Source organism: Cyclobacterium sp. 10D3-21 (assembly GCF_055809755.1).
Genome location: NZ_CM147924.1, coordinates 3,712,389 through 3,736,779 on the forward strand (window position 1 = coordinate 3,712,389; position 24,391 = coordinate 3,736,779).

Consider the following 24,391-nt stretch of genomic DNA (forward strand, 5'->3'; position numbering starts at 1 on the left):
TATCCAACGCTTCAGGTAATTGGAAAGGGTTATGGTAAATAGCGATTGGGCATGCCTTAAAGAGTGAATATAGGTCAATATTTTTACCGTTTCAACGATGAAATGCCCACCTGCTTAGAGGAATCTGGCTAGCCCAACTATTTAGCTGGCTACCGTTAATTTTTCTGGTTAGAATATTATAACATTTATAATATCCCATTTTTAACATAAAATTCCCTCATTGCTTCATACACCTCCTCAGGTTTTTCAACCGCTGCAGAATGACCTGCATCAGGGATTGTAAAGTACTCAGCATTGGGAATCCTATCTGCAATCCTTTTATTGGATGTTGGAGGGGTTGCAACATCCTTTGCGCCTACAATTACGGCAGTAGGAAGGTTTATATCAGCAAGTTTACCAAGTACGCTATCTCGCTCAAAAATCATCTTACCAAAAGGAATTATGCCCTTCATGTTTTGACTCATCAAAATTTTCCGCCACTTTTTCACTTCCAATTGACGAGAATTGTCTTCGAGAAAGGATTTATGGAATAGAATGGACATTGTCTTACCAATTACTGGAAACCAACCCATATTTTTAACTATCCATAAGAGTAAATAATTTTTCTTTTTAGCACTTTTATCCTCTTCTTCAGCAGATGTATCCATTAATATTAATGATTTCAATAATTCCGGCCTTCTAATGGCCAGTCGCATCCCCACGAATCCCCCTGTTGACATCCCTACGAAATGGACAGAACCTAATTTCAATTCCTCCATTAGACAAATTACATCTGTTACAAGGTTATCCAATGAATAGCCATTTGTAGCTATTTCACTTTGGCCATGTCCCCGATGGTCAAAAGCTATACATCTAAAATTTTCTTTCAGTTTATCGATTTGACCTTTAAACATGGTATTGTTCATTAAATAGCCATGTGAAAAAAGAAGAACCTCCTTTCCTTTGCCGAATTCGTCATAATGTAATTCAACATTGTTTACTTTAGCTTTTGCCATGAGTACGTTTTTTCAATGAGCTTATGAACAAGAAATGCACCTTAATAAAGGTCTTGAATTTAACCTTACTAGAGCGTAAAAGGCTGTTACCTGAGTTTATGCATTCATTGATAATTTCTTTGGTTATCCGACTAAGATAAAGAATTTTGTGCCGATTGGTTTAAATTATACAAGGAAATAAATAATCAAAACCGGCATAAATGAGTGAATATTTTAGAACAGTTCCGTAAAGTTGGCTTCGGCTCCGCTAATCCACCCAGGATGCTATAATTGTCTCCTGCATAAATGAGCCATGAATGCAATTAAAATGGCAAAAGCCTATTCTTAATTTAAAGGTTAATAGTCGTCTCAATAGCAGCATTACCTGACTGTTTTAAAGAGAAAAACCCCGAAGTAGAACTTCGGGGTTTTGTTTTCAAATGGATTTGAAATACTAATCTAGAAAATCCTCATTTCTATTGCCCGGGTTGTCTTTGTACCAATCTTCGTTTGATACACCACCTGACGCTGCCCATGTACTAAAAAAAATATAGGCAGAAGTAATGTTAACTTTTTCTTTAGGTACTTTAAAATCATGTATAATACTGATTGCCCAAGGAAAACCATTGTCTGATATGAAGTTACCATCTGGATCTTTATTGTCTCCTGTAAAGACATTGCTTTGATTACCAAGACTTGTGAATTTGTTCAACATTAATTCTTCCAGCCATGCTCAACCCATAGATGATATTCTGATCAGCAACAGTGTTAATGGTGCTACCTGATGCAATTACAGCCTCATGGTCAAAAAAAACTGATACACTTGAGTTATCATGATCAAAATCAATAGTGCTTGAAGGATATTAATCCACAATGGAATTTTAGTTTTTATATTCCATTTTTCTAATGATGTGCTCTTGTTTGTCTGTTTTTCTTTTTAAGCCGATAGCCAAGGATTGTTGCTTTCACTGTCGGTAATCTGATGATAAATCCTAAACCAACCACCACAGCATATAAAATCCATGTTTTCTCCAATATGGCCACATGCATCAAACTGAGAAGAATAGCCAGATAAGCCATGCTTTGGAGCTTTTTCCAATTTGATTTTAGCCATCTCATGGCCTTCCGGTTGGAAGTAAAAAGCAGCGGAATTAATATCAGAACAGCAACAAAACCCAGGATGTAGTTGACTTGGGTAAAAGTTGCTGTAAATCCTTCTGCTGCTATAAAAATGGCAAAATGCAAAAGACTCCAAACGGCGGTTGCTATTCCCATAGCCTGGCGTACAAAAAGGTTAGTAACCCCAAAAAGTATAAAAACAGGGGTTAGCGTCAATACCGCAGTCATCCATCTAATGGCAAATTCCCCAGAAATATGGTAGAGCATATCAATATTCTCTTTGCTGTTTTCCAATGCCATTTTTACCAATGGAATAAGAGGGAAAATGGCTAAAATAGCCACAATCATCCAACCATAATTTTGCTTCAAAAACTTCATTTATCCTTTTGTTTTTAGAGCCTTTAACGTTTCTTCCAGCGCCTCAGCTTTGGTTTTATATTTTTCCATGGCCTTTTTGAGTTTGACTATTTTCTTAAAAGCATCCTCATCCTGAACGGCTTGATATAGGGTTCTCCCCTCCTTTTCTTTTGTCTTTGATTTGCTGCCACAAGTTGGGCATAGTGCAATATTACTCATCTTATTATTTTTTGATAGTTATCAATACAACGTTGCCATCGTCTTCCGAGCTTAATTGGTACTTGCTGTCTTGGCTCACCGCGCACAAAAACACTTTGGTGTCTGCCATCTCAGCGTTATCCACGTAAATGAAAGTGTTGGCATGAAAATTTGGTTCCAACATCCTAAAGAGAGGCAGGTAAAGATTCTTCCATCCGTCCAGAAACAACAGGTCTATCGCTCCGCGGTGTCCTTTAAGTGTCTCCATTGCATCACCAATTCTAGTTTCTATTAAATTGTTTACGCCTGCTTTTATGAAACTTTCAATGGCGAGTTCCGCTTTTGACTGAATTAGTTCGGTGGTAATAATATGCCCTCCTGTTTTCATTGCGCCTTGAACCAAGAAAAGCGTTGATATTCCAAATGAAGTTCCGAATTCTATAATATTTTTGAGGTCATTTATTACAATCAATTCCTTTAGGCGCTCTCCCTGTTCTTTAGATATGGAAAGAGCCACGTCTTTAAAATCGGCTGGTTCCATAGGCCTAAATGCACTTTTTGCTAAACCTTTAAAGGCTTTGATGCTGTCAAACTTCGTTTTTTGATACAGCTGGGCAATAGTGCGATTAATCTTAACTTGTTCTTGGCTCATCACTTTTTCTGATTTAAACGGGGACTGTCTTAATGTTACAGTCCCCATGGTCTTTTTATTCCAAATCCTGTTTTCGATTTTTCATGCTGACTTTGGAAGTATAATAGTAATCCCCCCCAATGCACTACAATTAAGCCATTCTTAAAACAGAACCTATCAAAGCCAATCTTCGCTTCCAAGTAATCTTAATTGGTGTGGGTGTATACAAAATCCCCATCTTGAAATGCGCAAACTGCATCGGCTTTAAAACCAATCTGCTCCAGGGTCTCCTGGGAAGAAGGCATCTGGCAAAGAAAGCATTAAGCCCCCTACCTTGTAATTCGGATAAAGCAATAGCAATTCATCCACTACCCCTTGTTGTGTCGTGGCGCTTCCACCATTGGTTAGCTGTTGGTTTCCCTTGATGATGGCTTGTGCACTCATTAAATAGTCTATGTTCTCCTCTATAACTACGGTTACATCTGAGCGGGAACCGTTATGGCCAACAAATAGATGGTTATAAGTTGAAAATTCCGTTTTCAACAAGTTCAAGCCTGCTATCCAGTTGTCTATTTCGTCCTCCCCATCATTCGGCGTATACTCTCTGAGATAAATGTGGGTCAGGTTATAAACCAAATCCCCGGGAAAAACGATTTTATGTGCTTCATTGAAAAAGTAACCATTCTCTCCGGTTTCAGCATTGGATACGCTATTGAAGGTAAACTCAAGCTCTCCAATGATTTGGCTACCCGAAACGCCAATTACGTTATTTGTATATACATTGGTGAAATCTTCGGTATTGTTTAACTGGTTCGCTACTGCAGTTTCTGCATAAAAATCCCAATCGGTGAAGCTTCCTGCGCCTCCATAATGATCACCATGATTGTGAGTGATGATTACAGCTCCTGGTTTGTTGATTTCATCGATATAAGTTTTAAGCTCAGCCGCAAAAACTGGTGCAGGTCCCAAATCCACAATCACCACTTTATTTTTAGTTTCTATTATGGTTACGGTGTAAGGGGCTACATCAAAGTTAAAGGTATGAAAACGTGCAGTGTTTTCGGTAATAACACTTACTTCACCGGTGGTAATTATGGAGGCAGATGGTGATGCACCAAAATCTACAATTTCAACACCTGGACTTTTGTCTTCATCATCTTTGTCACAAGCAGTAAACAGGGCCATGGCAAGCAATGCCAATCCCCATAAGTTTAATTTTAAATACTTCATCTTTGTTTGTTTTAATTTGATGAAGCAAAGGTGAGAAAGACAGCAATACCAATTTTTATCAAAATGGATTTAAAAATGGTAAATGTGTAACCGGTAGACTTATATATTGGTTTTAAATTCCTTTGGAGATAGGCCGGTATGTTTTTTAAAAAACTTGGTGAAATTGGTCACTTCTTCAAAACCAGTACTGAATGCCACCTCTTTCAAACTCTTATCGGTACTCAAAATACTGCGTTTAATTTCCAGTATCACATATTGGTCAATAAAGGTTTTGGCTGTGTTCAATGTGACTTCTCTTACGACATGGTTTAAGTGCTTGGGAGAAATGTGCAACCAGTCCGCATAGTCTTTTACATTACGTGTTTCCGTGTAATTTTTTTCTAATAAATTTTTGAAGTTGGTAAAAATCTGATGAAACTCATTTTTAATTATACGCGTAAATGCCCCTTGTGTTTGTTGGTCTAATCGCAGCAAATAAAGTTCTAATAACTTGGCAATAATGTCTATTTGTGCATACTGGTTCTCGGATTTAAGCGCTGCCAATGAATCTAAAAGAAAAGATTCATTGTACGAACTTTTTTCTACTAAGGGTAGTGAGACATGGTAATTGTAGAGATGAGAAAGAAACTCAATTGATGACCTGGAAAAGTATTTAAGAACAAATTCTTCGGTAAATACAACCAAATAACCTTGGTAATTCAGATCGTCTTGAAAAGCGTGGACTTGGTTCTTTGCTATTTTCACAACCGACCCTTTTTGTAGAGCGTACTTTTTTAAATCCACCTGATGGGTTCCTGTACCCTCTGTAACAATTAACAAGGCGAAAAAATCTAATCTATGTGGCCTTTTAGGATTGTGGTTCGGATCTTCTTGAATCCGGCTAAAAAGTTCTGAAAGTTTCAGAAATTCAATTTTGGTAGCGCCCTCCGCGCTTTGAAAAGATATGTTGGGGATGTTTTTCAAGTAAAATTTTCAGTCTATTGGGTGGAGTAGAGAATAATAAGACCAGGAAGCCAAAATTTAATAAGCTATTTTCCAGTTAGAATAGTTTTAAAATCTTTTATTAGCCTAATCCATTATTTCACCATCAGCTCCTTTATTTTATCATCAAGGGCTTCAAACATTAGCATATGGCCTTCGGCATTAGGATGCAGAAAATCCGGCATCAGTTCTTTAATAACTTTGCCATTGGCATCATAATAGACATCACTTATATCTATGTAATGAACAAATGGTAGCTCATCAGGAAATTTGGAAACGATATTGTTTGTCGCTTTATTGATATTGTCTCGATGGTTTGGCTTGTAACCATAGGGTAAAATGCCCATGATAAGGATTTCGGTATCGGAAAGTTTTTCGTTAAGGATGGTACAGATCTTTTTTATCCCTCCAGCCAATTCTTCAGCAGTACTCACTGTAAGAAAATGATTGCCATCGGTATTGTTGGTTCCAATCAAGAGAAGGGCCACTTTAGGATTTATATTTTCTAGTGACCCATTCTCAAGCCTCCAAATCACATTTTCCGTTCTGTCCGCAGATATTCCCATATTTATGGTTTTATAGGGATTGAGGTATTTTTCCCAAACCGCATTGCGGTCGTCATTGTCCAAGGAATGAAAAATTGAATTGCCTACAAGAATCAATTCAGCCTCCTGATTTAGCCTACCCAATATTGTTTCATGCCGCTTCACCCATCCCTCGTCCTCTTTTTTTACTGCCATTGCAGCAGGATTTTCTACTGTTTTAGTGATCTCTATAATTTCAACCTCGGTGCTATTTTCTTTCGTTTCACAACTGAGGACTATAAAGGCAGCTACCAGGTAAAGTAATAATTTGTTCATGGTTAATTTAAGGTTAAAATGATGTGTTTAAGGTCGATTAGTATATGTTTCTTGGGTACTTGAATTTTTACAATCTTATTTTCCAGAAAGCGGGTAATTATTTACCAGGACAGAGGCTGAAATCTGTAGTTTTCGCTCCAGTTCTCTTACCATATCTACGGTTAATTTTTTCTTTCTGTTCAGAATCTCCGATACACGGCTTTTCCCACCAATGATTCCGACAAGGTCCCTTTGACGCATATTCAGCTCCTCCATTCGTATTTTTATTGCTTCGATAGAGTCTGTTGATTCAATCGGATAATGCTCGTTTTCATAATTTTCAAGGAGCAATGAAAGTATTTCGGCTTCGTCTCCTTCTTTGGTGTCAATGGGCGCATCAAAAATCACCTCCAAACGTTTAAGTCCATTTCGGTAGTCTTTTTCAGATTTTATTGGCCTTAATTCCATAATTTCATTACTAAATCGTGTCAGCATCAATATTATCATATTCAGCCTGTGTGCCAATAAAACGAATAAATGCCCATTGCTTTTCGTAATTGAACGTAACTATCAAGCGATAAGTATTTCCATTCATGTTGAAAACTATCCGACTGTTCTTCAGAATCCTTGCGTTGATATAAGTTTGTTTTACCTCATTCGGTGAAAACCAATTTGCACTTTTTACCGTATCGTACCAAGTTTTTAAATATTGTTCGGCATCTACAAGATTTCCCCAATATTCCCGAAGGGTACTTATTGCAATTGTCCGTTTCATTCGTTCACTTAATAAACAAACTTACAGAAAGTTCTCGAATGAAGAACTACTGTTTTTTATAAATTAGGATAGGGCTTGTACTCTCACTACATCACTCGATCACTATATCACCAAATCACCCCATCACCTTTTCACTCTCTCACTACATTACCAAATCACCCGATCACTCTCTCGCCCCATCCCCCCTCCCAAACCCCTAAATCCCAATTTGGCATTTCGAAAGATTTCCTATTTTATTAACATGATCAATATTTTTTATATTTTGCATACCCAATAATGCCTCATCCCCAAAATTAAAATCTGGAAGAACATGGACAATGATCACTATTTTTCAAAACACAAACTCATCGCCATTTCTTACCTGTTTTTATACCTAACTGCCTGCACACAAACCCAACCAGAAGGAGCCGGAGCTGACTGGCCAACTTATCTCGGCCATCCTAGCAGCAATCAGTACTCAACCCTTGATCAAATAAATAAAGAAAATGTGTCTCAATTGGAATTGGCCTGGACCTATTTGACAGGTGACAGTGCCAATTATCAAACGAATAACCTTATTGTCGATGGTTGGCTATACACTGCTACTCCAAACAGTCGGGTGGTTGCTTTGGATGGCGCGACAGGGAAGGAACGCTGGACCTTTGATCCTTCCAGGGTTCATGAATCACTCGCTGATGGAGACCAACGGGGCCTGATGTATTGGCATGATGGTGAAGCGGGTCGCATACTCACTATGAAAGGAAACCGGCTTTTTGCATTGAATGCAAAAAGTGGTGAACTCATTGCTTCTTTTGGAGAAAATGGATCGATTCATCTTGGAGAAGAAATGGACGTTCCAGGTAAACCAAATGTAATGCTCAATACACCTGGGCAGATTTACAAGGACATGTTTATTATTGGGGCCAATGTAGGTGAGGATTTACCTGGTGCAGTGCGGGCATTTGACATTCGAACTGGTAAGCGAAAGTGGATTTTTCACACCTTGCCTAGGCCTGGTGAATTTGGATCAGATACATGGCCGGAAAACTATTTGGAAAATACAGGAGGCGCATCTGACTGGTCAGGTATAGCAATTGATATACCACGTGGCATTGTCTATTTATCAACTGAGACAGCCGGTCCGGATTTTTTTGGAGGTAACCGTTATGGGGAAAATTTATTTGCAAACTCCCTCATTGCGCTCGATGCGAATACAGGAAAACGACTTTGGCACCACCAACTGGTGCATCATGATCTTTGGGATTTGGACATTCCTCAACCACCGACTTTGCTGACGGTAAAGCACGAAGGAAAAGAGGTAGATATTGTTGCTGTAGGTACAAAAATGGGGCTGTTGTTCGTATATGATAGGCTTACAGGAGAACCACTTTGGCCCATTGAGGAACGACCTAGAGCAGCATCGAAAATTGATGAAATCCAAACCTGGCCAACACAACCTTTTCCAACCAAGCCAGCCCCATTAATGAGGCAGGAATATACTGCGGATGACTTTTCCAATATATCTCCTAGAGCGCAGCAAATAAGCAAGGAGGTATTCAGTCAATCGGAAAATTATGGGGGCTACCCTCCTCCAAGTACCGATCAAACGATCATGTTTCCCGGATACGATGGAGGCATGGAATGGGGTGGTGCTGCAGCAGATCCCGAAGGAATACTGTATGTGAATGTAAATGAGATTCCCTGGTTTTACCAGATGGTACCTACACAAAAGGCAGATGGCAGTGCTTTGCCTTTCGGGGAAAAACAATACCTGATCCATTGCGCATCCTGTCATGGTACCGATCGTAAAGGTAATCCTACGGGCGGTTTTCCCTCCCTAGAAAACATCTCCAAGCGATTAGACAAGGAAATGGTAATGCAGGTCATAAAAAAGGGAGGAGGACGTATGCCAGGCTTTGATCAGGTTTCGCAAGCACGTCGGGAAGCCATCATTTCCTTTCTCTTTAATGAAGAAACGGCTGTTAGCTCAAAAAACGAACGGGATGACAAGGCGCCACCTTATGTCTTCCGCGGTTTCCAACGTTGGCAGGATGATGAAGGATATCCTGCAATTAAACCACCCTGGGGCACGCTGAATGCTGTCGATCTAAATACAGGCACCATAAAATGGAAGGTGCCGCTGGGAGAATATAAGGAACTGACCGAACGAGGAATTCCGGTTACTGGCACTGAGAATTATGGTGGTCCGGTCGTAACAGCCGGTGGGCTACTCTTTATTGCTGCTACTTCTGATTCCAAAATCAGGGCTTTTGACACAGAGAATGGAGAAATACTATGGGAATATGAGCTACCTTCTGACGGCCACGCTACCCCAAGTGTATATTCCGTGAACGGCAAGCAATACATTGCCATCTCTGCAGGAGGTTCAAAAATGAAACCCCACTCTGGAGGTGCTGTATTGGTATTTAGCCTTCCGGATTGATGCAGTTCTGGTTAGATGTCTTTAGGGAATGCGGCTACCTTTCAAATTTCGAATTTCGCCAGCTAAAACAGGGATGTTCTTTTGAATTATTCCCCATAACATTTCAGGTTCAACCGAATCATAAGCGTGTGAAATAATATTTCTTAATCCAATGATGTTTTTAGAAGCCGTAATTTCGATGTAAGGGTTGATCTCAATCATTTTTCGTATCGCCTCACCGATTATCTCTAAATCCCACTCAACTGCCCGCTGCAAAATGATCTCATCGGAAAAATTGTTGAAGTCATTTTGAGTTTTCCGCTTAATAGATTCGATCTCCTCAATAACACTTTCAATGTCTAAAATATATTTGAGTAGTTTAGGCTGCATACAAATCTACTTTTGACTGATAAACCTCTTCTTTTAGAACTGGGTTCTTAAGTGATTTACTAGACACAAGATCTACTTTTCTATTTAATATATCTTGAAGCTGATCTAACAAAGAAAAGTAGTTGTCGGCATATTCCAAAACATCAATTTCATCAGAAAACTCAACGAGCAGATCGATATCGCTTTCTTCATTCATGGTGTTTTTTGCAGCTGACCCAAATACAGAAATAGCCTCAACCTGATGTTGCTTACACGCTTTTATTATTTCATCTAGTTTATTTTGAATCAATTCAATCATAATTTCAAAGGTACATGAAATTTAGAATAATACATATGCATACTAGACCTCTACAGTTTGCCATGTGTTTTCCGGGGTATATTTGGTGTGAGAGCCTCAACTTGAGCTTTTCAGCTCAGGCCAGACTACGATTCTCATCAATTTTTCAATCTTCACTAGCTGGTCCACGCGAGACTTTTGTTGATTCAATGGTTTTGTCAGGTATTACAGAGTTAAAGGGTGAACTTTTATCGTACCCTGATTCATCCTTTTTATCAAAACTATACGTATCTTCTTCCAATGAAGGGTCATTTAAAGTGTCATTTTTGTATTTCAGTATTTCCTTTTCTCTAACTTTATAAATTAATTTTACTTGGTCATTTGAGTAACCCATTTGCTTTAATTTCTGGGAGGTAACAATCCAATCTAGAGCTTCATAAGTGCTTTCTGGTGTCTGGTTACCCCATGGAAACACCTGTTGATCTTTTAGCAATGTAATATTATTATTTCTATAGTTCTCACCCGAAATCACTCCAATAAAAAGCAGAATGGAAAAGGTAAAGAGAATCTTTCCAGTAGAATGTAATCTATCATAGTTTAGTTTAAATCGATTTTCACTATCAGATTCAAATAAACTTATTAATGCCAAAATCACTCCAAAAATACTACTTATAGCAGCTCCAATCACAGGGCTATTTGAAGAACCTATTAAAAATCCAAGAACGAGTGAAAAAGCACTAATCCCAATAATGATCCAAATTTGATTTCTTTTCATTTGCTTCATTTTTAAATTGATGAGAACCCGTTTACCGGGACGGATTTTTTCAATTTTCATACCCTATTGTTGGCCTGGCGCACTTTTCACCTTCTTTCATCTTGTTTTAGGTCCCTACACCAATTTTTACCTGAACTTATCAACATACCGCTTTTAAATGTCAGGTTTCAGGTAACCCCAAATCCCTACCACTCCTTTCCGCCACACTCAACGAAAGAAACCCAATCAAAAGCCATCCTTCCACAAGGCTTGCTAAAGATAAGATTTTCACTGATTGAAAAAAATACCCCGATCGGCGTATTTTTAGGTGGGGGGCTCCTATTTATTGCTGCTACTTCTGATTCCAAATTCAGGACTTTTGACACAGAAAATGGAAAAATACTAAGGGAATATGAGCTACCTTTTGCCGGCCACGCTACCCCAAGTGTATACGCTGTGAACGGCAAGCAATACATTGCCATCTCTGCAGGAGGTTCAAAAATGAAACCCCACCCTGGAGGTGCTGTATTGGTATTTAGTCTTCCCGATTGATGCCCTTCACAAATCTTCTAATATTTGCAGAAAGAAGTTTTCGATTTGCTGGCTTCGGCTCCGCTCAGCCACCCATGAGACAGTAGCCAGTAATAACCTGAAATCAAATTGGTTTCACAGCCTACTTCTCATTTTTATATTTTAAGTTAACGAAATCCCTAGCCCAACAGAACTACCACCCACTACATCACCCCATCACAATATCACCCCACAGATAGCACTTCAGATATTTTAAAAATGAGCGTCAATCATGAAAAAGCTCCTAGTGTCTAGCTAAAGCAGGATACTATTGAAAAGAAAATAACCTAAAATCAATTGATTTTCTCTGCTTCATCATCATTTCATATTTTTGATGCAGTTAGCACACTTTACAAAAGCCTATAAAATTATTCATTTCGCTTTAATGATGTATTGATAAGGTAATAAGTTAACATTTACCTCAAAGTAGGTATATCCAGCCGCTTTTAGTTCTGCTACTACCTGATCAATAGCTATTTTATGGTCAATTGGTGGGCCTACAGGAACATTTGATTTAAAGAAATCTATAATTACTAATTCCCCTTTTCGTTTGGTTCCTATTTTGACCTTTGAAAAATAACTGCTTCTATTTTCAATATGATGATAAGTATTTACAATCAATACCATATCTACTTCATGGTCAGATAAATTTGGATTATTAAAAGGGATTTTACGTAGTTCAATATTTTTAAGGTTGTTTTCCTCTATGCGTTTTTGCAGAGCCTTTTGAAATTCGTCACTCACATCAGCAGCAATTACTTTTGCTCCTTTTTCTGCGAGTTTCACAGAAAAATAACCGGAACCAGCACCAATGTCCATGATTTTTTTATTTTCTAGATGCCCTAGATAGTCCAATACTTTTTGGGGTTGTTGGTAGGCATCTCGCTCTGGAGACTCAAATATTTTGATTAGGTCTTCCGTAGGGGATTGATTCATGTAATCGTTGGCTACATTTGAGCTGTTTTTTTCGCTGCTTTTAGGAGAATGTTTCTGCTGGGAAAATGCCAATGTTGACAACATGAAGAATGCTGAAAGGAGAAATATTTTCTTATTCATCTTATTTAATTTTTAGGTCATTGTACAGTTTTCATCTTCACAAATACATGGGTTACGAAATTTTGCTGAAGCATATAAAAGTTAGCTCCTTTGCATGCTACTAATCCCATGGTTTCTAATTTTTATAAGAAGTTCCCGATTGGCTGGCTTCGGCTCCGCTCAGCCACCCATGCGATTACAGTAGGCAGTAATAACCTGAAATCAAATTGATTTCACAACCTACTCCTCATTTTTATCCCTTAAGTTAACGAAATCCTTAGCCCAAGAACTACCATCCACTTCTCACCCCATCACTCGATCACCACATCACCAAATCACCCCATCACTCCTTCCACCTCTGACTAGCCAAAACTTCCGATACCATCAAAGCCCGATCAAAAATCCTCACATAATCCAGTTCTCCTTTTATACTTGAACCTAGTAGTAAAGTCTTTGAGCCTTCTGGTGATTGGAAATAGGGACTGAACCTGCCCCAACCAAATTGCCTGTGCGCTCCCCCATCATTTAATTGGCCATCTGTTACAAAAGCAATGATATTTGGACCTCCGTCTATAAGGATACTTACCTGATGTTGGATATTTGCTTGTATGGCATCTGGATCAGAGCTCCATACAGCCTGGGTTTGGCCATCGTTCATCTGAAACGTAATGTTGTTCTTGTCTGAAACACTTACCCACCAACCTTTGCCTGAAGCGTCTCTGGTATCCGCCAAGACCTGTCCTTCTTTGATCTCATTAAGCAAAAAAACCAGTTCTATAGTAAAGCCTGCATTGGTGCTTTTTCCTCTGTAATCAGCGGTATTGGTATCTCTAACCCGAAAGGTTGGAACAGCCGGAGCCGGAAGTTTTTGCGGTAAACTTTTGCCCTGTCCTGACCAATTGATCAACAAGCCATCCCGAACCCGTACAGGTTCCTCAAATTGTCCCCAAAGGCGCTCTAGAAAAGCATTGTCAATTTGGTGTACTCGTGCAATGTCTTTCTGTGTTTCGGTAATAAAATAATTTCCGCCCTCTTCAATTAGGTCAGGGTAACTCATTCGAACCAAAGGATCGTCATCGTATAGTAAAATCTCCGGTTGACTCCATTGAATCTCTCTACCAGCTTCACCATCCACTTCTACACCTCCAGCCATCCATACTGGATTGCGGTCATTGTAACCGATAGCTCCCGGATTTGGATGTTCCCTGATAAACCTGCCTCCATGGTTGTGAAACCAATAGAGGAATTTACCATTTTCACATTTCCAGGCAAAATTGGCTGCCCTCGGGTTTTTCATCAAGCGCCCATCGGCAAATCGCATGTATTGGGGTTTGTCCCAGGTTCTCCCTTGATCTCTGCTATAGCTGTAAACCGGATGCCCATCCAATGAACGGTAAACCACAAAGAAAGAACCATCACTAAGTATGGAATAACTATGTTCGGCAGCTATTGGACCGCCATTCTCTGGGGTTCTCAAGCCTATGTCTCCTTCAGGCAGGGTATTCCAATTGGCATCAGCTGGGTCAGCCACATCGAAGAGATTGTCACTTTTTAGTAAAACACCCTCATTTGAAGTGAAAAAACCATTTCCAAATCCACCCACTTTGGTCAAGGGAACAAAAGCACTTCCTTCATGGGCAAATGCCTTCCCTACATTCCAAAAAAACCTTATATCACCTTTATAAGGGTTTTTACTGTCGATTTCGAATTCCCTAACTGGGATGGTATACCTTTGCTTTGACCAGGATTGCCCATTGTCATCTGAGTATTTGAACACATAATAGCCCTGGCTATCCACCCTTTTTACAATCCCATCTTTATAAGGAGGATCATCTCCTTTTACCTCTCTAAGGTTGTCGGTGTTATGGTTGTAAAACACAAATATCCGTCCTGATGGGGCTTTCAAAAGCACTGCATAAGAAGCCTCAGGGCCATCTGAAGACTCTATTTCTATCATTTCTTCCCAGGTTTTACCCTGATCAAAACTTCTCTGACTGATGATATGCTGTCCGGTGGCTCCTTCATGGCCGGATCCGGTGGTCATCACGCACAACCAAGCTCCATCATCCGTTTTTACGATATAAGGCTGATCACTATAGCTTTTGTCAGGAATAATCCGGCCATTTTCAATATTTCTCCAATCGTTCGACTGGGCTATAACCGGATCTATTTTGCCTAAAATTGTCCAAAATAATACAAAAAAAAGGAGACAATTGGCCGGGCTTAAAGTAAATTTTAATCTCATGGGTCTAATATCAAAGAAGATACGATACATCAATAAATATCTTATATTTTAAGCTAAAAACAGGGTAAAGCCGAAATTAATGCGGCAAAAAAATGATAAAAACACACGGTTTGAGGACAAATCCTCTGTGGAAAGGGGATTTGGATACCTGTGGGGTACCGGTAACAGTATTGACGAGTAGTTTTTTCAGTCCGTTTAAATGGCACCTATTCGGCTTCGATCATGCATTTCAGCTAATCCCCCTTTTTTAGGGGGCGCAGCGCATGTCCCGCCAACTAACTGCCATTCGTTGTGGGAAGCACTAGCCTTCTCCAATTCAACTGTAAAGATATCGAAAGCAAATCTCCTTTGGAAGGGGGAGTTGCTGAAAATGAATGTTAAGTTGATTATGAGGTGGTTGTGCTTTTCAGGCAATTACACTTTTCGATTCGGAAGGCATTACCGCCAACAACCAGTGCTTTTTTACAATCGAACTCATGCTAGTAGTCCTACTATGCCGCAGAGTCAATTCAAAATCAGGCAAGAATATCCTTTACCACATGCCCCGAAACATCCGTCAATCTGAACCTTCTGCCCAGGTGTTTATAAATCAACTTTTCATGATCCAATCCCAGTTGGTGTAAAAGTGTAGCTTGAAAATCATGCACATGAACAGGACTCTTCGTGATATTGTATCCAAACTCATCCGTTTCGCCATAAACGATCCCTGGTTTGACCCCACCTCCTGCCATCCAGATACTAAAACACCTAGGGTGGTGGTCTCTTCCGTAATTGTCTTTAGTTATTTCTCCCTGGCTGAAGTTGGTCCGCCCAAATTCGCCACCCCAGACAACCAGTGTTTCATCCAATAAGCCTCTTTGCTTAAGGTCTTTTACCAAGGCAGCAGATGCCTGGTCCACATCCATCGCCTGGCCGGTGATTTCTTTCGGTAAATTGACATGCTGGTCCCAACCCTGGTGATAGAGTTGAACAAAGCGCACCCCATTTTCTGATAATTTTCTAGCCAGCAAACAATTGGCAGCAAAAGTACCTGGCTTTTTACAGTCTTCCCCATACATGTCTATGATGCTTTGGGGTTCTTTGGAAATGTCCAATGTCTCAGGCACTGTAGTTTGCATGCGGTAAGCCATTTCATATTGTTGAATTTTGGTGTTGATCTCGGGGTCATGAATGTCCTCATAAGACCACTGATTCAATTGGGCCAGCTTGTCCAACATGTCACGCCTGTCAGACCGGTTTAACCCTTTGGGATCTTTAAGGTACAATACTGGGTCTTCCCCACTACTGAATTGTACGCCTTGATGGATGGAATCCAGAAATCCATTGGACCACAATTTGGAGTAAACACCTTGACTATTGCCTTCTCCTCTGGATATCAATACCGTAAAAGAAGGCAGGTTTTGGTTTTCACTTCCAAGGCCATAACTAAGCCAGGAGCCCATACTGGGTCTATTGCCTTGTTGTGCTCCAGTTTGAAAAAACGTAAGCGCAGGGTCATGGTTGATGGCCTCCGTATGCATGGATTTAATGATGCAAATGTCATCTACAATTTCTGCGGTTTTGGGGAAAAGATCGCTTACCCAGGCCCTGGATTCGCCGTACTGCTTAAAATCCACAAAAGAGCCTACCAATGGAAGGGAGGACTGGTTGGCCGTAAAACCCGTCAGTCTTTGGTCTCCACGGATAGAGGCAGGTAAATCCTGGCCTTGCATGTCCCTGAGTTTGGGCTTGTAATCAAAAGACTCCAATTGCGAAGGTGCACCATTTTGGAACAGGTAAATCACCCTTTTTGCTTTTGGCGCAAAGTCTGGTAAGCCTGGAATGGCCATCTCTAATTCCTTATTCCCCCCTACCCGATCAAAAAGGTCTGGCATAAGCAATGAACCTAAAGCCACACTTCCAACGCCCAAACTCAATTTTGACAAAAACCTTCTTCTGTTTCTATTCAGCCCGTATTCTAATATCTCTTTCTCCATTTGTTTAAGATCTGCTTATGGATTCCTCCATATTGTACATTGTAGAAATTACTTGCATAAGTGCCGCTACTGATTGCCTATCCACGTTTTCCTCCTGAGGATATTCACCAATTGATGCCAATTCGAGGGCATTCTCCTCCGTAATGGTCGCTAGCTTGTCCTTATAATACATTACCAATAAATCCAGCTCTTTGGCTTTGGGTTTTCTACAAAGAATTAATCGAAATGCTTTATTTATCTTTTCCTTTTCGGTGGATTTTTCGCTGATCAATCTGGAAGCCAAAACCCTGGAAGCCTCAAGAACGGTAGGGTCGTTTAGCATTACCAATGCCTGCAATGGCGTATTGGTAAAAGAGCGTTCTGTTTCACATTGATCCCGGTTGCTGGCATCAAATATTAGCATGGAAGGCGCAGGAACTGTTCTCTTCATAAAGGTATACAAGCCTCTTCTATAAAGATCTTCACCATGATCCTGGGTATATTCAGCTAAAGTAGAGCCTCCAGCAGTCGCCGCTTCCCAAAGTCCGTCCGGTTGGTAAGGTTTAACACTTCTACCGCCAATTTCCGGCACTAAAAGTCCACTTGAGGACAATACCATGTTTCTTATAAACTCAGCCTTCAAATGGTTGCGGGAGGCATAGGTATAGTACTTGTTTTCCGAATCACGGTTCCTTTCTTCCTGACTTACAGTAACCGATTGCGTGTAGGTCGCAGACATCACTATTTGCTTTACTAATCGTTTCATGTCCCAACCATTTCCCATAAAATCAATGGCCAGCCAATCCAACAAGTCCGGATGACTAGGCAACTCCCCTTGCATGCCAAAATCCCCGGTAGTATTGACTATTCCTCTCCCAAAAAACTCCTTCCAGATTTTGTTCACAAAAACCCTGGAAGTGAGTGGGTTCTTTTCATCAAACAACCACCTGGCCAGCCCCAGTCTGCTTTTAGGGTATTTGGTATCGAAACCTAAAATGGATTCAGGAGTAGCAGGAAATACTTCTGCACCAAAAGCATTGAAAACGCCCCTTTCTAAAATATAATTGTTCCGCATGGTATCCAGTTCACCCATCACAGAAACAATTAAAGTGCTGGTATCCTTTTTGTTCACAAAGGATAAAATGCCTTCTGCATCTTCATCTGTAATTTCAATAAAAGGCTTTTTGGCATAAGACTTAGGTGTACCAGCCAATGGATCAATAGGACTTGTAGAAGTCCTTAATTCATCGATATTGTTGAAGAATGAAAACATTTCATAATAATTCTTCTGCGAGATAGGGTCGAATTTATGGTCATGGCAGGCAGCACATTCAAAGGTGATGCCCAAGATCCCTTTGCCAACGGTATTGGTCCTGTCCGTCACATAGGTTATCCGGTATTCCTCCTCATCCACAGCTCCTTCTTCCGTGATTTTATGGTTCCTATTAAAGCCTGTTGCTAAAATTTGTTCTTTGGTCGGGTTTTCCAAGAGGTCACCTGCCAGTTGCCAGGTAATGAAATCTTTATAGGATAAATTCTTATTGAAAGCATGAATTACCCAATCTCTCCATGCCCATTGTGTTCTGAAATTATCCAGTTGATAGCCATAGGAGTCCGCATACCTGGCGATATCCATCCAATAAACGGCCATGCGCTCACCATATGCATTTTGAGACAAGAGGTAGTCCACCATTGTCTCATAGGCATTCGGGTCCTCATTGCTATTAAACTGGTCCATCATTTCCAGCGTAGGCGGAAGGCCTGTCAAGTCGAAGCTCAAACGTTTTAAAAGGTTTTCTTTAGAAGCAGTTTCGTTCGGATCCAATCCAATGTCTTCCTGCCTTTTTAGGATAAAGTAATCAATTTCATTGATCGGCCAATTCTTGTTTTTTACCGCAGGAGGTTCATGGTATTTAGGAGGCTCAAAAGCCCAGTGTTTCTCATAAATTGCACCCTCTTTGATCCAGGCTTTAATGAGCTCAATCTCTCTATTGGTCAATTTGAGGTTGGAATCCGGAGGGGGCATCATTTCGTTCTCATCCTCAGAATTGATGCGAAGGTAAACCTCTGATTGATGGGGTTTTCCGGGAACAAGAGCAAACGCACCAGGATTTTCTGCCAGAGCTTTATAAGCCTCGCTTTCAAGGTCCAACCTTAATCCTGCCTCTCTTGCATTGGCATCAGGACCATGACAAGCATAGCAATTGTCAGAAAGAATGGGTCGAATATGGAAATTATAACTGACTACATCAGGAAATGGCTTCAGACTGGCTTCTCCCACCTCTTCATTTGCACAGCCTACGATTGAAAGGAATAGAATCCCTAACAATGGCCTAATAAATGAGTTGGTTTGTATTTTCTTCTTCATTTGTATCACGTTTCTCTTCCTTTTCAATTTTTCCTAAACCAGGTCAAACTGAGAAGAGATCAAGTTGAATATAATAAGAACAGCAGGCACTTCAAAATTTACTTTATAAAAGGGCATCTCGCTAGAGCAGTGGAATATTTAATCGCCTGCTGTTCTATTTTACATTCAAGTTTGATCCATTTTTTTTAAACACTAAGCGTTAATAGCCAGGGTTTTGTTCCAAATCGCCAATCCTTATTTCTCTAAGTGGAATTGGAAACAACAGCCTTTCAGAAGTTACTTTATAGCTCATTTCAGGAATATAGGATTCTCCGGCATAGAACTCCTTAAGATAAACGCCATTGGCATTCATTACGTCTATGGCTTGGTCCGTTCTTACCAGATCCAGCCATCTTTTGTTCTCAAATGCCAATTCCACCCTTGTTTCATGGGCAATGATGTCTCTAAGCATTTGTTGGTTGGTTTCTGTCGCAGGATCCAATCCAGCTCTTAAACGCACCTGATTAAGGTAAGGCAATGCCTCGCCCGACCTGCCTTGCTCGTTTAGTACTTCAGCCATTGAAAGCAATGCTTCAGAATACCTGTATACAGGGAAATTATCATCCGTATTCCGTTCCAATGCATGCGCATGTTGGTATTTCTTTACATACAAATAAGTTCTTTTACCTGGTGTAGGTGTATAATTGACCGGAGATTTCAATTCATCGATAAATAAATTTCCAATCTGTCCAGTTCCTTCAACTACACCAATAGAGGCCGAAAGTCTTTCGTCATTATCTTCATACGAACCTAGCATTTCAAATGTGGGTGTATTCCAACCACCTCCCTGGAGATTTTGAGAAGTAATTCCTGTAATCATACTTACATCAGCAGAGAGGGGTATAAATGGGTAGAGAAAATCACTGTTTTGTCCCTGGTTACCTTGTTGAAACTGAATTTCAAATATAGATTCAGAGCTATTTTTATTACTCAGCTCATAAATATCTCCATAGTTATCCAATAAAGAATACCCCATTTGTATAACCTTTGTAAGTTCTGATTCCGCTTTTGGATAGTCCTTAGTAGTCAGGTATACATCAGCAAGTAGCATTCTGGCTGCTCCCTCATTGGCTCTCCCATTTTGAGGAAAAGATACAGGATCAAGTGAAGCTATGGCATTTTCCAGATCACTTATAATGGCCTGGTAAACCTCATTCACAGAAGCTCTTGGCAGGTAGGCATCACCAGCCCCTTTGACGGACGTGAGATAAAGAGGTACTCCACCAAAATACCGCACCAAATCAAAATACAAAAGTGCTCTTATAAAACTAGCCTCTCCGGTAATTTGGGCTTTTTTATCTTCGCTCAAAAGAGATTCTCCAACTTGGTCCAATATTTCATTGGCACGTGCAATTCCAATAAAGCAGCTATTGTATTTATTGGCCACCAAACCACTGTTCACATCGTCAGTAAAGAAATCTGCATATTCCCGTTCTATATATCCCGGACCACGGTTGGTAATATTGAATTCAAGATGGGTATTATCTGATCTCATTTCTCCCATCACCCATGAAGCTATAGAACCTTTTGCTCCTCTAAGGGAAGCATAAGAGCCTACAAGGGCCTGATTGAAATGATCTTCTGTTTTATAGAAGTTACCTGAGGTAATGGAACTTTCAGGAACCAGATTCAAGAAATCTTCTGAACAGGAACTCAGGACGAATATTGTTGCGAGTATTGTCAATAAATTCTTCATGTTTTAGTTGGTTTGGGTTAAAAATTAAAGTTTACTCCTAGCGCATAAGTTCTTGGAATAGGGTAAGGACTGATGTCCACACCCTCCTGTAAACCATTCAATCCCTGCCAACTTGATTCAGGGTTTGCGCCTTTATATGGCGTTAGAACAAAGGCATTTTGAAGACTTACAAAAATCCTTGAAGAGCTGACAAATTCACTGAATTCAGGCAAGGAATAACCTAACGTAATGTTTTTAAAAGTTAAATGCGAGGCATCCAGGGCAAGCCTGTCTTGTACATTCCTTGGAAACTCTGTAGTGCCGGATAAGGATCTTCCGATGATTCCATCTCCTGGATCTTCCAAGGATCTCCACCTGTCTTTCATGTACCTTTCCACATTAAATATTCCCTCCAGTGTTTCAGACCATTCAGCCAGAGAATAATACATTTTACCTCCATAAGAACCTGAAACGACGATATTCATGTCAAAATTCTTGTAATAGAAGTTATTGTTAAAGCCATAAAAGAATTTAGGGTTGGGGTTGCCAATATAAGTTTTGTCATCCACATTGATGACTCCATCTTCATTGATATCTTTGTACCTAATCGTTCCCACACTAGAAGTGAAATGGGTAGGTTGAGAGTCAAATTCCTCTTGGGTTTTGTAGATACCGTCGAAAACATAGCCATAAAATTGACCAATAGGTTGACCGACCTCCGTTTTCCAGATCGTAGAGGAATAATTTCCAATACCTCCCAAAGGCGTGTTGTTGGTTCCCAATTGGATTACTTTGTTTCTATTGAATGAGATGTTAAAATCCGAATTCCATTGAAATTGAGCAGTTTCTATCACACTGGCATTGATGCCAAATTCATATCCCCAAAAGTGAAATTCTCCTATATTGTCTTGGATATTTGGATAACCTGTTCCATAAGGAATGTCCACCTGATAAAGCATATTATTCGTTCGCTTGTCATAAAAATCGAATACCAAAGAAACTTTGTCATTAAATAACCCAACATCCACCCCTAAGTCAATCCCTTTAGTGGTTTCCCAGGTGAGAAATGGATTGCCAATGGATACTGGACTTCTACCCTGTGCCAAAGCTCCTCCAAATACATAGTTGGTAGAAGAGATGTTCCCGAACTGACTGTAATTTCCGATATTAAAATTACCCGCATGTCCGTATTCCCCTCTGATTTTTAGGTAACTCAAGTCAGCGAAATCTGCCATAAAGGGTTCATCGGAAATGATCCACCCTGCAGAAACCGAAGGGAAAGTACCCCATCTGTTTTCGGAACCAAATCTAGAAGACCCATCTCTTCTAACAGATAGGGAGAGCAGGTATTTTCCCATATAATTGTAATTCAAACGACTGAACATGGACAGCAAAGACCATTCAGACATATTGCCACTTCCATAACGAATGGCAGCCGCATCTATCCAGGGTACTTCATCATCGGGATAACTTGTTCCAGTCAGTTGGTTGTATTCTTCATGGTACTTTTGCGCAGAATAACCTGCCAATGCATCAATGAAATGATTGCCAATATTCTTGGTATAATTAAGCGTGTTTTCTGTTAACCATGAGCTATAATCGTAAGTAGTATACGAGCCTGTGGCAAGTTTTGGCGGTGGTGAAAATATACCACCTGCTGTAGAGGGGTTAAAGATTCTTCTTTTGGCGGTACCCATGTCTACAGAAACGCTGCTTTTAAAGAAGAAATCCTTCTGAATGTCTGCTTCAAAATAGGCATTTGTCAATAACCTGTTAGTAGCAGATCGATCAAGGGTTTCTGTCATTGTTTTTTTCCAATTCGGAAAAGTAAAAAGACCTGGACCGGTAAAACTAACCTTTTGATTACCATCTTCATCTAAATCATTCGGTGAAAAAATCGGAGGTGTGATAATGGCAGAATAAAGAATGCTGTAAAAACCGTCAGTAGCCTGGTTTCTACTGAGTTGATGGGTAGGTGCTAAATTGAGACCAACCCTAATGTTTTTACTTATCTTGTATTCATTGTTTGATCGCAAAGAAAAACGTTGAAAGCCCGTGTTTATGACCACACCCTTTTCATCAAAAAAACCTATTGTGGTCGCAGAACTAAAATTATCTTTGTTCGCTAAGAAGGATACATTGTAACTATTTTGTTTACCTCCTTGTAACAACTCATCATACCAATCTGTATCAGGCCCAGTATAGGCTTCCGGATTTTGATACAATTCCGGGATCCCTCCTGTATAGCCTTCGTACCGAATTTTATCCTCATAAATGGCTTTCCTATCTTCTAGGAATTCCCTCGCATTCATCAAATCCGCTCTTCCTCTATTGGGAACTTGGGTAACCCCCTGAATAACGCTTAATTGTACTGATGTTTGGCCGGGTTTAGCTCTTTTTGTGGTGATTAAAACTACTCCATTAGCTGCCCTCGAGCCATATAGGGCAGACGCAGAAGCTCCTTTAAGTACAGAAAAACTTTCAATCTCATTGGGATTGATCGTATTAATATCCCCAACAATAGGAAATCCATCGACCACATAAAGTGGGTTGTTTCCTGCATTGATGGAGGCTGCACCTCTAATCCTTACGGCCATACCACCACCTGGTGTACCTGAAGCCTGACTGATCTGAACGCCAGCCATTCTACCCTGAAGTTTTTGAACAAACTGACCTACTGGCTGGTCTTCCAATTGATCAGCTTCCACGCTGGTGATAGAGCCTGTAACTTCCCGTTCTTTCTGAATACCATATCCTATCACGACAAACTCATCCAATCCCTTGGCATCTTCGGACAATTCAACATTGATTATGCTTCGCCCGTTTATGGATTCCTCACGTGTTTCATAGCCTAAAAAGGAAATAACCAGCGTTACATTTTCATTGGGTACATTCAGTGAAAAATTACCATCAATGTCGGTGACAGTACCAATATTGGAGCCCTTAACTAGAATGGTGACACCAGGAAGGCCTTGCTTGTCGCCAAAGGAGGTGATTCTTCCTTTAATTTCAAGGTCTTCCACCTCCTTGTTGAGCTCTTTGTCTTTAAAATTTAAAATAAAATCTCCTTTGGGCTCGATATCATTTAAAGAAACTTCCGAATGGGATAATTTCAATGATTCCTTTTGTATGCCAATTGCCTTTAGATCCCCGGCATCGTGGGCGATGGTGAAATTCACCATCATTAGTTGGAAAATAATGCCAAAAATGGAAAAACGTGTAGCCTTCCTAATTTGGCTTAAGTACTTTTTATTCATGTCATTGTGGGTTATTAGTGATTGTTAATTGGTTGTATTAGGTATACTTTAATTTTAAATTTTTATATCCATAAATTATGCTGTTTAAGTTTTAGGTTGTAATAATAATATAGGATTTCCTATTCCGTGAGGGCATCAGGTCGAAAGCAGCCAATCGTTCCTTTATTCATTCTTGCCATAGTGTTACTAGTATTTGGACTTTGTTTTAAAGGTGAATAAATAGGGAGAAGAGTTTGGACTAAATCGAGGCACAAAAAATTGAGCATAGCTACAGCCAGGTCATTTTTTTTGTGGCGAAGAGAAAGTTCAAAAGTTATCCCA

At 40.0% G+C, this 24,391-nt stretch carries 21 protein-coding genes; 2 read left to right on the top strand and 19 right to left on the bottom strand.

The annotated features are described in order from the left end of the window. Positions 1-185 precede the first annotated feature (185 nt). The 10 genes from AC0L7T_RS14775 to AC0L7T_RS14820 form a co-directional block, all read right to left on the bottom strand. Positions 186-995, bottom strand: a complete 810-nt coding sequence (locus tag AC0L7T_RS14775) for an alpha/beta fold hydrolase (RefSeq protein ID WP_473336110.1) — start codon at positions 993-995, stop codon at positions 186-188. Between the two features lie 433 nt (positions 996-1,428). Continuing rightward, positions 1,429-1,689 carry a DUF4842 domain-containing protein gene (locus tag AC0L7T_RS14780; protein ID WP_473336112.1) on the bottom strand — a complete coding sequence of 87 codons (261 nt, stop codon included), beginning with the start codon at positions 1,687-1,689 and terminating at the stop codon, positions 1,429-1,431. A gap of 188 nt (positions 1,690-1,877) precedes the next feature. Beyond that, entirely contained in the window at positions 1,878-2,471 is a 594-nt protein-coding gene (locus AC0L7T_RS14785; RefSeq protein ID WP_473336113.1) for a ferric reductase, read from the bottom strand. After that, complete coding sequence (locus AC0L7T_RS14790; protein WP_473336115.1) at positions 2,472-2,669, bottom strand: hypothetical protein; 198 nt, start codon at positions 2,667-2,669, stop codon at positions 2,472-2,474. It abuts the gene before it with no gap. Between the two features lie 4 nt (positions 2,670-2,673). Next, positions 2,674-3,300 carry an O-methyltransferase gene (locus AC0L7T_RS14795; protein ID WP_473336117.1) on the bottom strand — a complete coding sequence of 209 codons (627 nt, stop codon included), beginning with the start codon at positions 3,298-3,300 and terminating at the stop codon, positions 2,674-2,676. Between the two features lie 243 nt (positions 3,301-3,543). Beyond that, positions 3,544-4,509: an MBL fold metallo-hydrolase gene (locus AC0L7T_RS14800; protein ID WP_473336119.1), complete on the bottom strand. Its 966-nt coding sequence runs from the start codon at positions 4,507-4,509 to the stop codon at positions 3,544-3,546. A gap of 99 nt (positions 4,510-4,608) precedes the next feature. Continuing rightward, positions 4,609-5,472, bottom strand: a complete 864-nt coding sequence (locus tag AC0L7T_RS14805; RefSeq protein ID WP_473336121.1) for a helix-turn-helix domain-containing protein — start codon at positions 5,470-5,472, stop codon at positions 4,609-4,611. 113 nt (positions 5,473-5,585) lie between these two features. After that, positions 5,586-6,350: a GDSL-type esterase/lipase family protein gene (locus AC0L7T_RS14810; protein WP_473336122.1), complete on the bottom strand. Its 765-nt coding sequence runs from the start codon at positions 6,348-6,350 to the stop codon at positions 5,586-5,588. A 75-nt stretch (positions 6,351-6,425) separates the two neighbouring features. Further along, complete coding sequence (locus AC0L7T_RS14815) at positions 6,426-6,797, bottom strand: helix-turn-helix domain-containing protein (protein ID WP_473336123.1); 372 nt, start codon at positions 6,795-6,797, stop codon at positions 6,426-6,428. Positions 6,798-6,807: 10 nt separating this feature from the next. Continuing rightward, on the bottom strand, positions 6,808-7,104 hold the full coding sequence (locus tag AC0L7T_RS14820; RefSeq protein WP_473336125.1) for a type II toxin-antitoxin system HigB family toxin: 297 nt from the start codon (positions 7,102-7,104) through the stop codon (positions 6,808-6,810). Between the two features lie 310 nt (positions 7,105-7,414). Between AC0L7T_RS14820 and AC0L7T_RS14825 the strand changes: the two genes are divergently transcribed. After that, complete coding sequence (locus AC0L7T_RS14825) at positions 7,415-9,526, top strand: outer membrane protein assembly factor BamB family protein (protein ID WP_473336127.1); 2,112 nt, start codon at positions 7,415-7,417, stop codon at positions 9,524-9,526. Positions 9,527-9,547: 21 nt separating this feature from the next. On the opposite strand, the gene AC0L7T_RS14830 is transcribed toward AC0L7T_RS14825, so the two are convergent. The 3 genes from AC0L7T_RS14830 to AC0L7T_RS14840 all read right to left on the bottom strand — a co-directional run bounded on the left by AC0L7T_RS14830 (position 9,548) and on the right by AC0L7T_RS14840 (position 11,007). Continuing rightward, entirely contained in the window at positions 9,548-9,895 is a 348-nt protein-coding gene (locus tag AC0L7T_RS14830) for a HepT-like ribonuclease domain-containing protein (protein ID WP_473336129.1), read from the bottom strand. Beyond that, the gene (locus tag AC0L7T_RS14835) at positions 9,885-10,193 is read right to left on the bottom strand and encodes a nucleotidyltransferase family protein (protein WP_473336130.1); all 309 of its coding nucleotides are present in this window, start codon (positions 10,191-10,193) and stop codon (positions 9,885-9,887) included. The genes AC0L7T_RS14830 and AC0L7T_RS14835 overlap by 11 nt, the downstream gene beginning before the upstream one ends. 145 nt (positions 10,194-10,338) lie before the next feature. Further along, positions 10,339-11,007, bottom strand: a complete 669-nt coding sequence (locus tag AC0L7T_RS14840; protein WP_473336131.1) for a hypothetical protein — start codon at positions 11,005-11,007, stop codon at positions 10,339-10,341. Positions 11,008-11,196: 189 nt separating this feature from the next. Between AC0L7T_RS14840 and AC0L7T_RS14845 the strand changes: the two genes are divergently transcribed. Continuing rightward, on the top strand, positions 11,197-11,478 hold the full coding sequence (locus tag AC0L7T_RS14845) for a hypothetical protein (protein WP_473336132.1): 282 nt from the start codon (positions 11,197-11,199) through the stop codon (positions 11,476-11,478). A 390-nt stretch (positions 11,479-11,868) separates the two neighbouring features. Here AC0L7T_RS14845 and AC0L7T_RS14850 read toward each other — a convergent pair whose 3' ends face one another. The 6 genes from AC0L7T_RS14850 to AC0L7T_RS14875 form a co-directional block, all read right to left on the bottom strand. Next, positions 11,869-12,552: a class I SAM-dependent methyltransferase gene (locus AC0L7T_RS14850; RefSeq protein WP_473336134.1), complete on the bottom strand. Its 684-nt coding sequence runs from the start codon at positions 12,550-12,552 to the stop codon at positions 11,869-11,871. A gap of 322 nt (positions 12,553-12,874) precedes the next feature. Beyond that, positions 12,875-14,776: a LamG-like jellyroll fold domain-containing protein gene (locus AC0L7T_RS14855; RefSeq protein ID WP_473336135.1), complete on the bottom strand. Its 1,902-nt coding sequence runs from the start codon at positions 14,774-14,776 to the stop codon at positions 12,875-12,877. 515 nt (positions 14,777-15,291) lie between these two features. Next, on the bottom strand, positions 15,292-16,752 hold the full coding sequence (locus tag AC0L7T_RS14860) for a DUF1501 domain-containing protein (RefSeq protein ID WP_473336137.1): 1,461 nt from the start codon (positions 16,750-16,752) through the stop codon (positions 15,292-15,294). Between the two features lie 4 nt (positions 16,753-16,756). Then, complete coding sequence (locus AC0L7T_RS14865) at positions 16,757-19,099, bottom strand: PSD1 and planctomycete cytochrome C domain-containing protein (protein WP_473336138.1); 2,343 nt, start codon at positions 19,097-19,099, stop codon at positions 16,757-16,759. Positions 19,100-19,298: 199 nt separating this feature from the next. Beyond that, a complete protein-coding gene (locus AC0L7T_RS14870; RefSeq protein ID WP_473336140.1) occupies positions 19,299-20,834 on the bottom strand; it encodes a RagB/SusD family nutrient uptake outer membrane protein in 1,536 nt (511 codons plus the stop codon). Positions 20,835-20,851: 17 nt separating this feature from the next. After that, on the bottom strand, positions 20,852-24,070 hold the full coding sequence (locus AC0L7T_RS14875; RefSeq protein WP_473336142.1) for a SusC/RagA family TonB-linked outer membrane protein: 3,219 nt from the start codon (positions 24,068-24,070) through the stop codon (positions 20,852-20,854). Positions 24,071-24,391: the final 321 nt, after the last annotated feature.

What these genes read in the sequence shown, in the direction of transcription:
- AC0L7T_RS14775 (WP_473336110.1), bottom strand. Translation starts at nt 995, where the DNA reads ATGGCAAAAGCTAAAGTAAACAATGTTGAATTACATTATGACGAATTC.
- AC0L7T_RS14780 (WP_473336112.1), bottom strand. Translation starts at nt 1,689, where the DNA reads ATGTTGAACAAATTCACAAGTCTTGGTAATCAAAGCAATGTCTTTACA.
- AC0L7T_RS14785 (WP_473336113.1), bottom strand. Translation starts at nt 2,471, where the DNA reads ATGAAGTTTTTGAAGCAAAATTATGGTTGGATGATTGTGGCTATTTTA.
- AC0L7T_RS14790 (WP_473336115.1), bottom strand. Translation starts at nt 2,669, where the DNA reads ATGAGTAATATTGCACTATGCCCAACTTGTGGCAGCAAATCAAAGACA.
- AC0L7T_RS14795 (WP_473336117.1), bottom strand. Translation starts at nt 3,300, where the DNA reads ATGAGCCAAGAACAAGTTAAGATTAATCGCACTATTGCCCAGCTGTAT.
- AC0L7T_RS14800 (WP_473336119.1), bottom strand. Translation starts at nt 4,509, where the DNA reads ATGAAGTATTTAAAATTAAACTTATGGGGATTGGCATTGCTTGCCATG.
- AC0L7T_RS14810 (WP_473336122.1), bottom strand. Translation starts at nt 6,350, where the DNA reads ATGAACAAATTATTACTTTACCTGGTAGCTGCCTTTATAGTCCTCAGT.
- AC0L7T_RS14815 (WP_473336123.1), bottom strand. Translation starts at nt 6,797, where the DNA reads ATGGAATTAAGGCCAATAAAATCTGAAAAAGACTACCGAAATGGACTT.
- AC0L7T_RS14820 (WP_473336125.1), bottom strand. Translation starts at nt 7,104, where the DNA reads ATGAAACGGACAATTGCAATAAGTACCCTTCGGGAATATTGGGGAAAT.
- AC0L7T_RS14825 (WP_473336127.1), top strand. Translation starts at nt 7,415, where the DNA reads ATGGACAATGATCACTATTTTTCAAAACACAAACTCATCGCCATTTCT.
- AC0L7T_RS14830 (WP_473336129.1), bottom strand. Translation starts at nt 9,895, where the DNA reads ATGCAGCCTAAACTACTCAAATATATTTTAGACATTGAAAGTGTTATT.
- AC0L7T_RS14835 (WP_473336130.1), bottom strand. Translation starts at nt 10,193, where the DNA reads ATGATTGAATTGATTCAAAATAAACTAGATGAAATAATAAAAGCGTGT.
- AC0L7T_RS14840 (WP_473336131.1), bottom strand. Translation starts at nt 11,007, where the DNA reads ATGAAAATTGAAAAAATCCGTCCCGGTAAACGGGTTCTCATCAATTTA.
- AC0L7T_RS14850 (WP_473336134.1), bottom strand. Translation starts at nt 12,552, where the DNA reads ATGAATAAGAAAATATTTCTCCTTTCAGCATTCTTCATGTTGTCAACA.
- AC0L7T_RS14855 (WP_473336135.1), bottom strand. Translation starts at nt 14,776, where the DNA reads ATGAGATTAAAATTTACTTTAAGCCCGGCCAATTGTCTCCTTTTTTTT.
- AC0L7T_RS14860 (WP_473336137.1), bottom strand. Translation starts at nt 16,752, where the DNA reads ATGGAGAAAGAGATATTAGAATACGGGCTGAATAGAAACAGAAGAAGG.
- AC0L7T_RS14865 (WP_473336138.1), bottom strand. Translation starts at nt 19,099, where the DNA reads ATGAAGAAGAAAATACAAACCAACTCATTTATTAGGCCATTGTTAGGG.
- AC0L7T_RS14870 (WP_473336140.1), bottom strand. Translation starts at nt 20,834, where the DNA reads ATGAAGAATTTATTGACAATACTCGCAACAATATTCGTCCTGAGTTCC.
- AC0L7T_RS14875 (WP_473336142.1), bottom strand. Translation starts at nt 24,070, where the DNA reads ATGAATAAAAAGTACTTAAGCCAAATTAGGAAGGCTACACGTTTTTCC.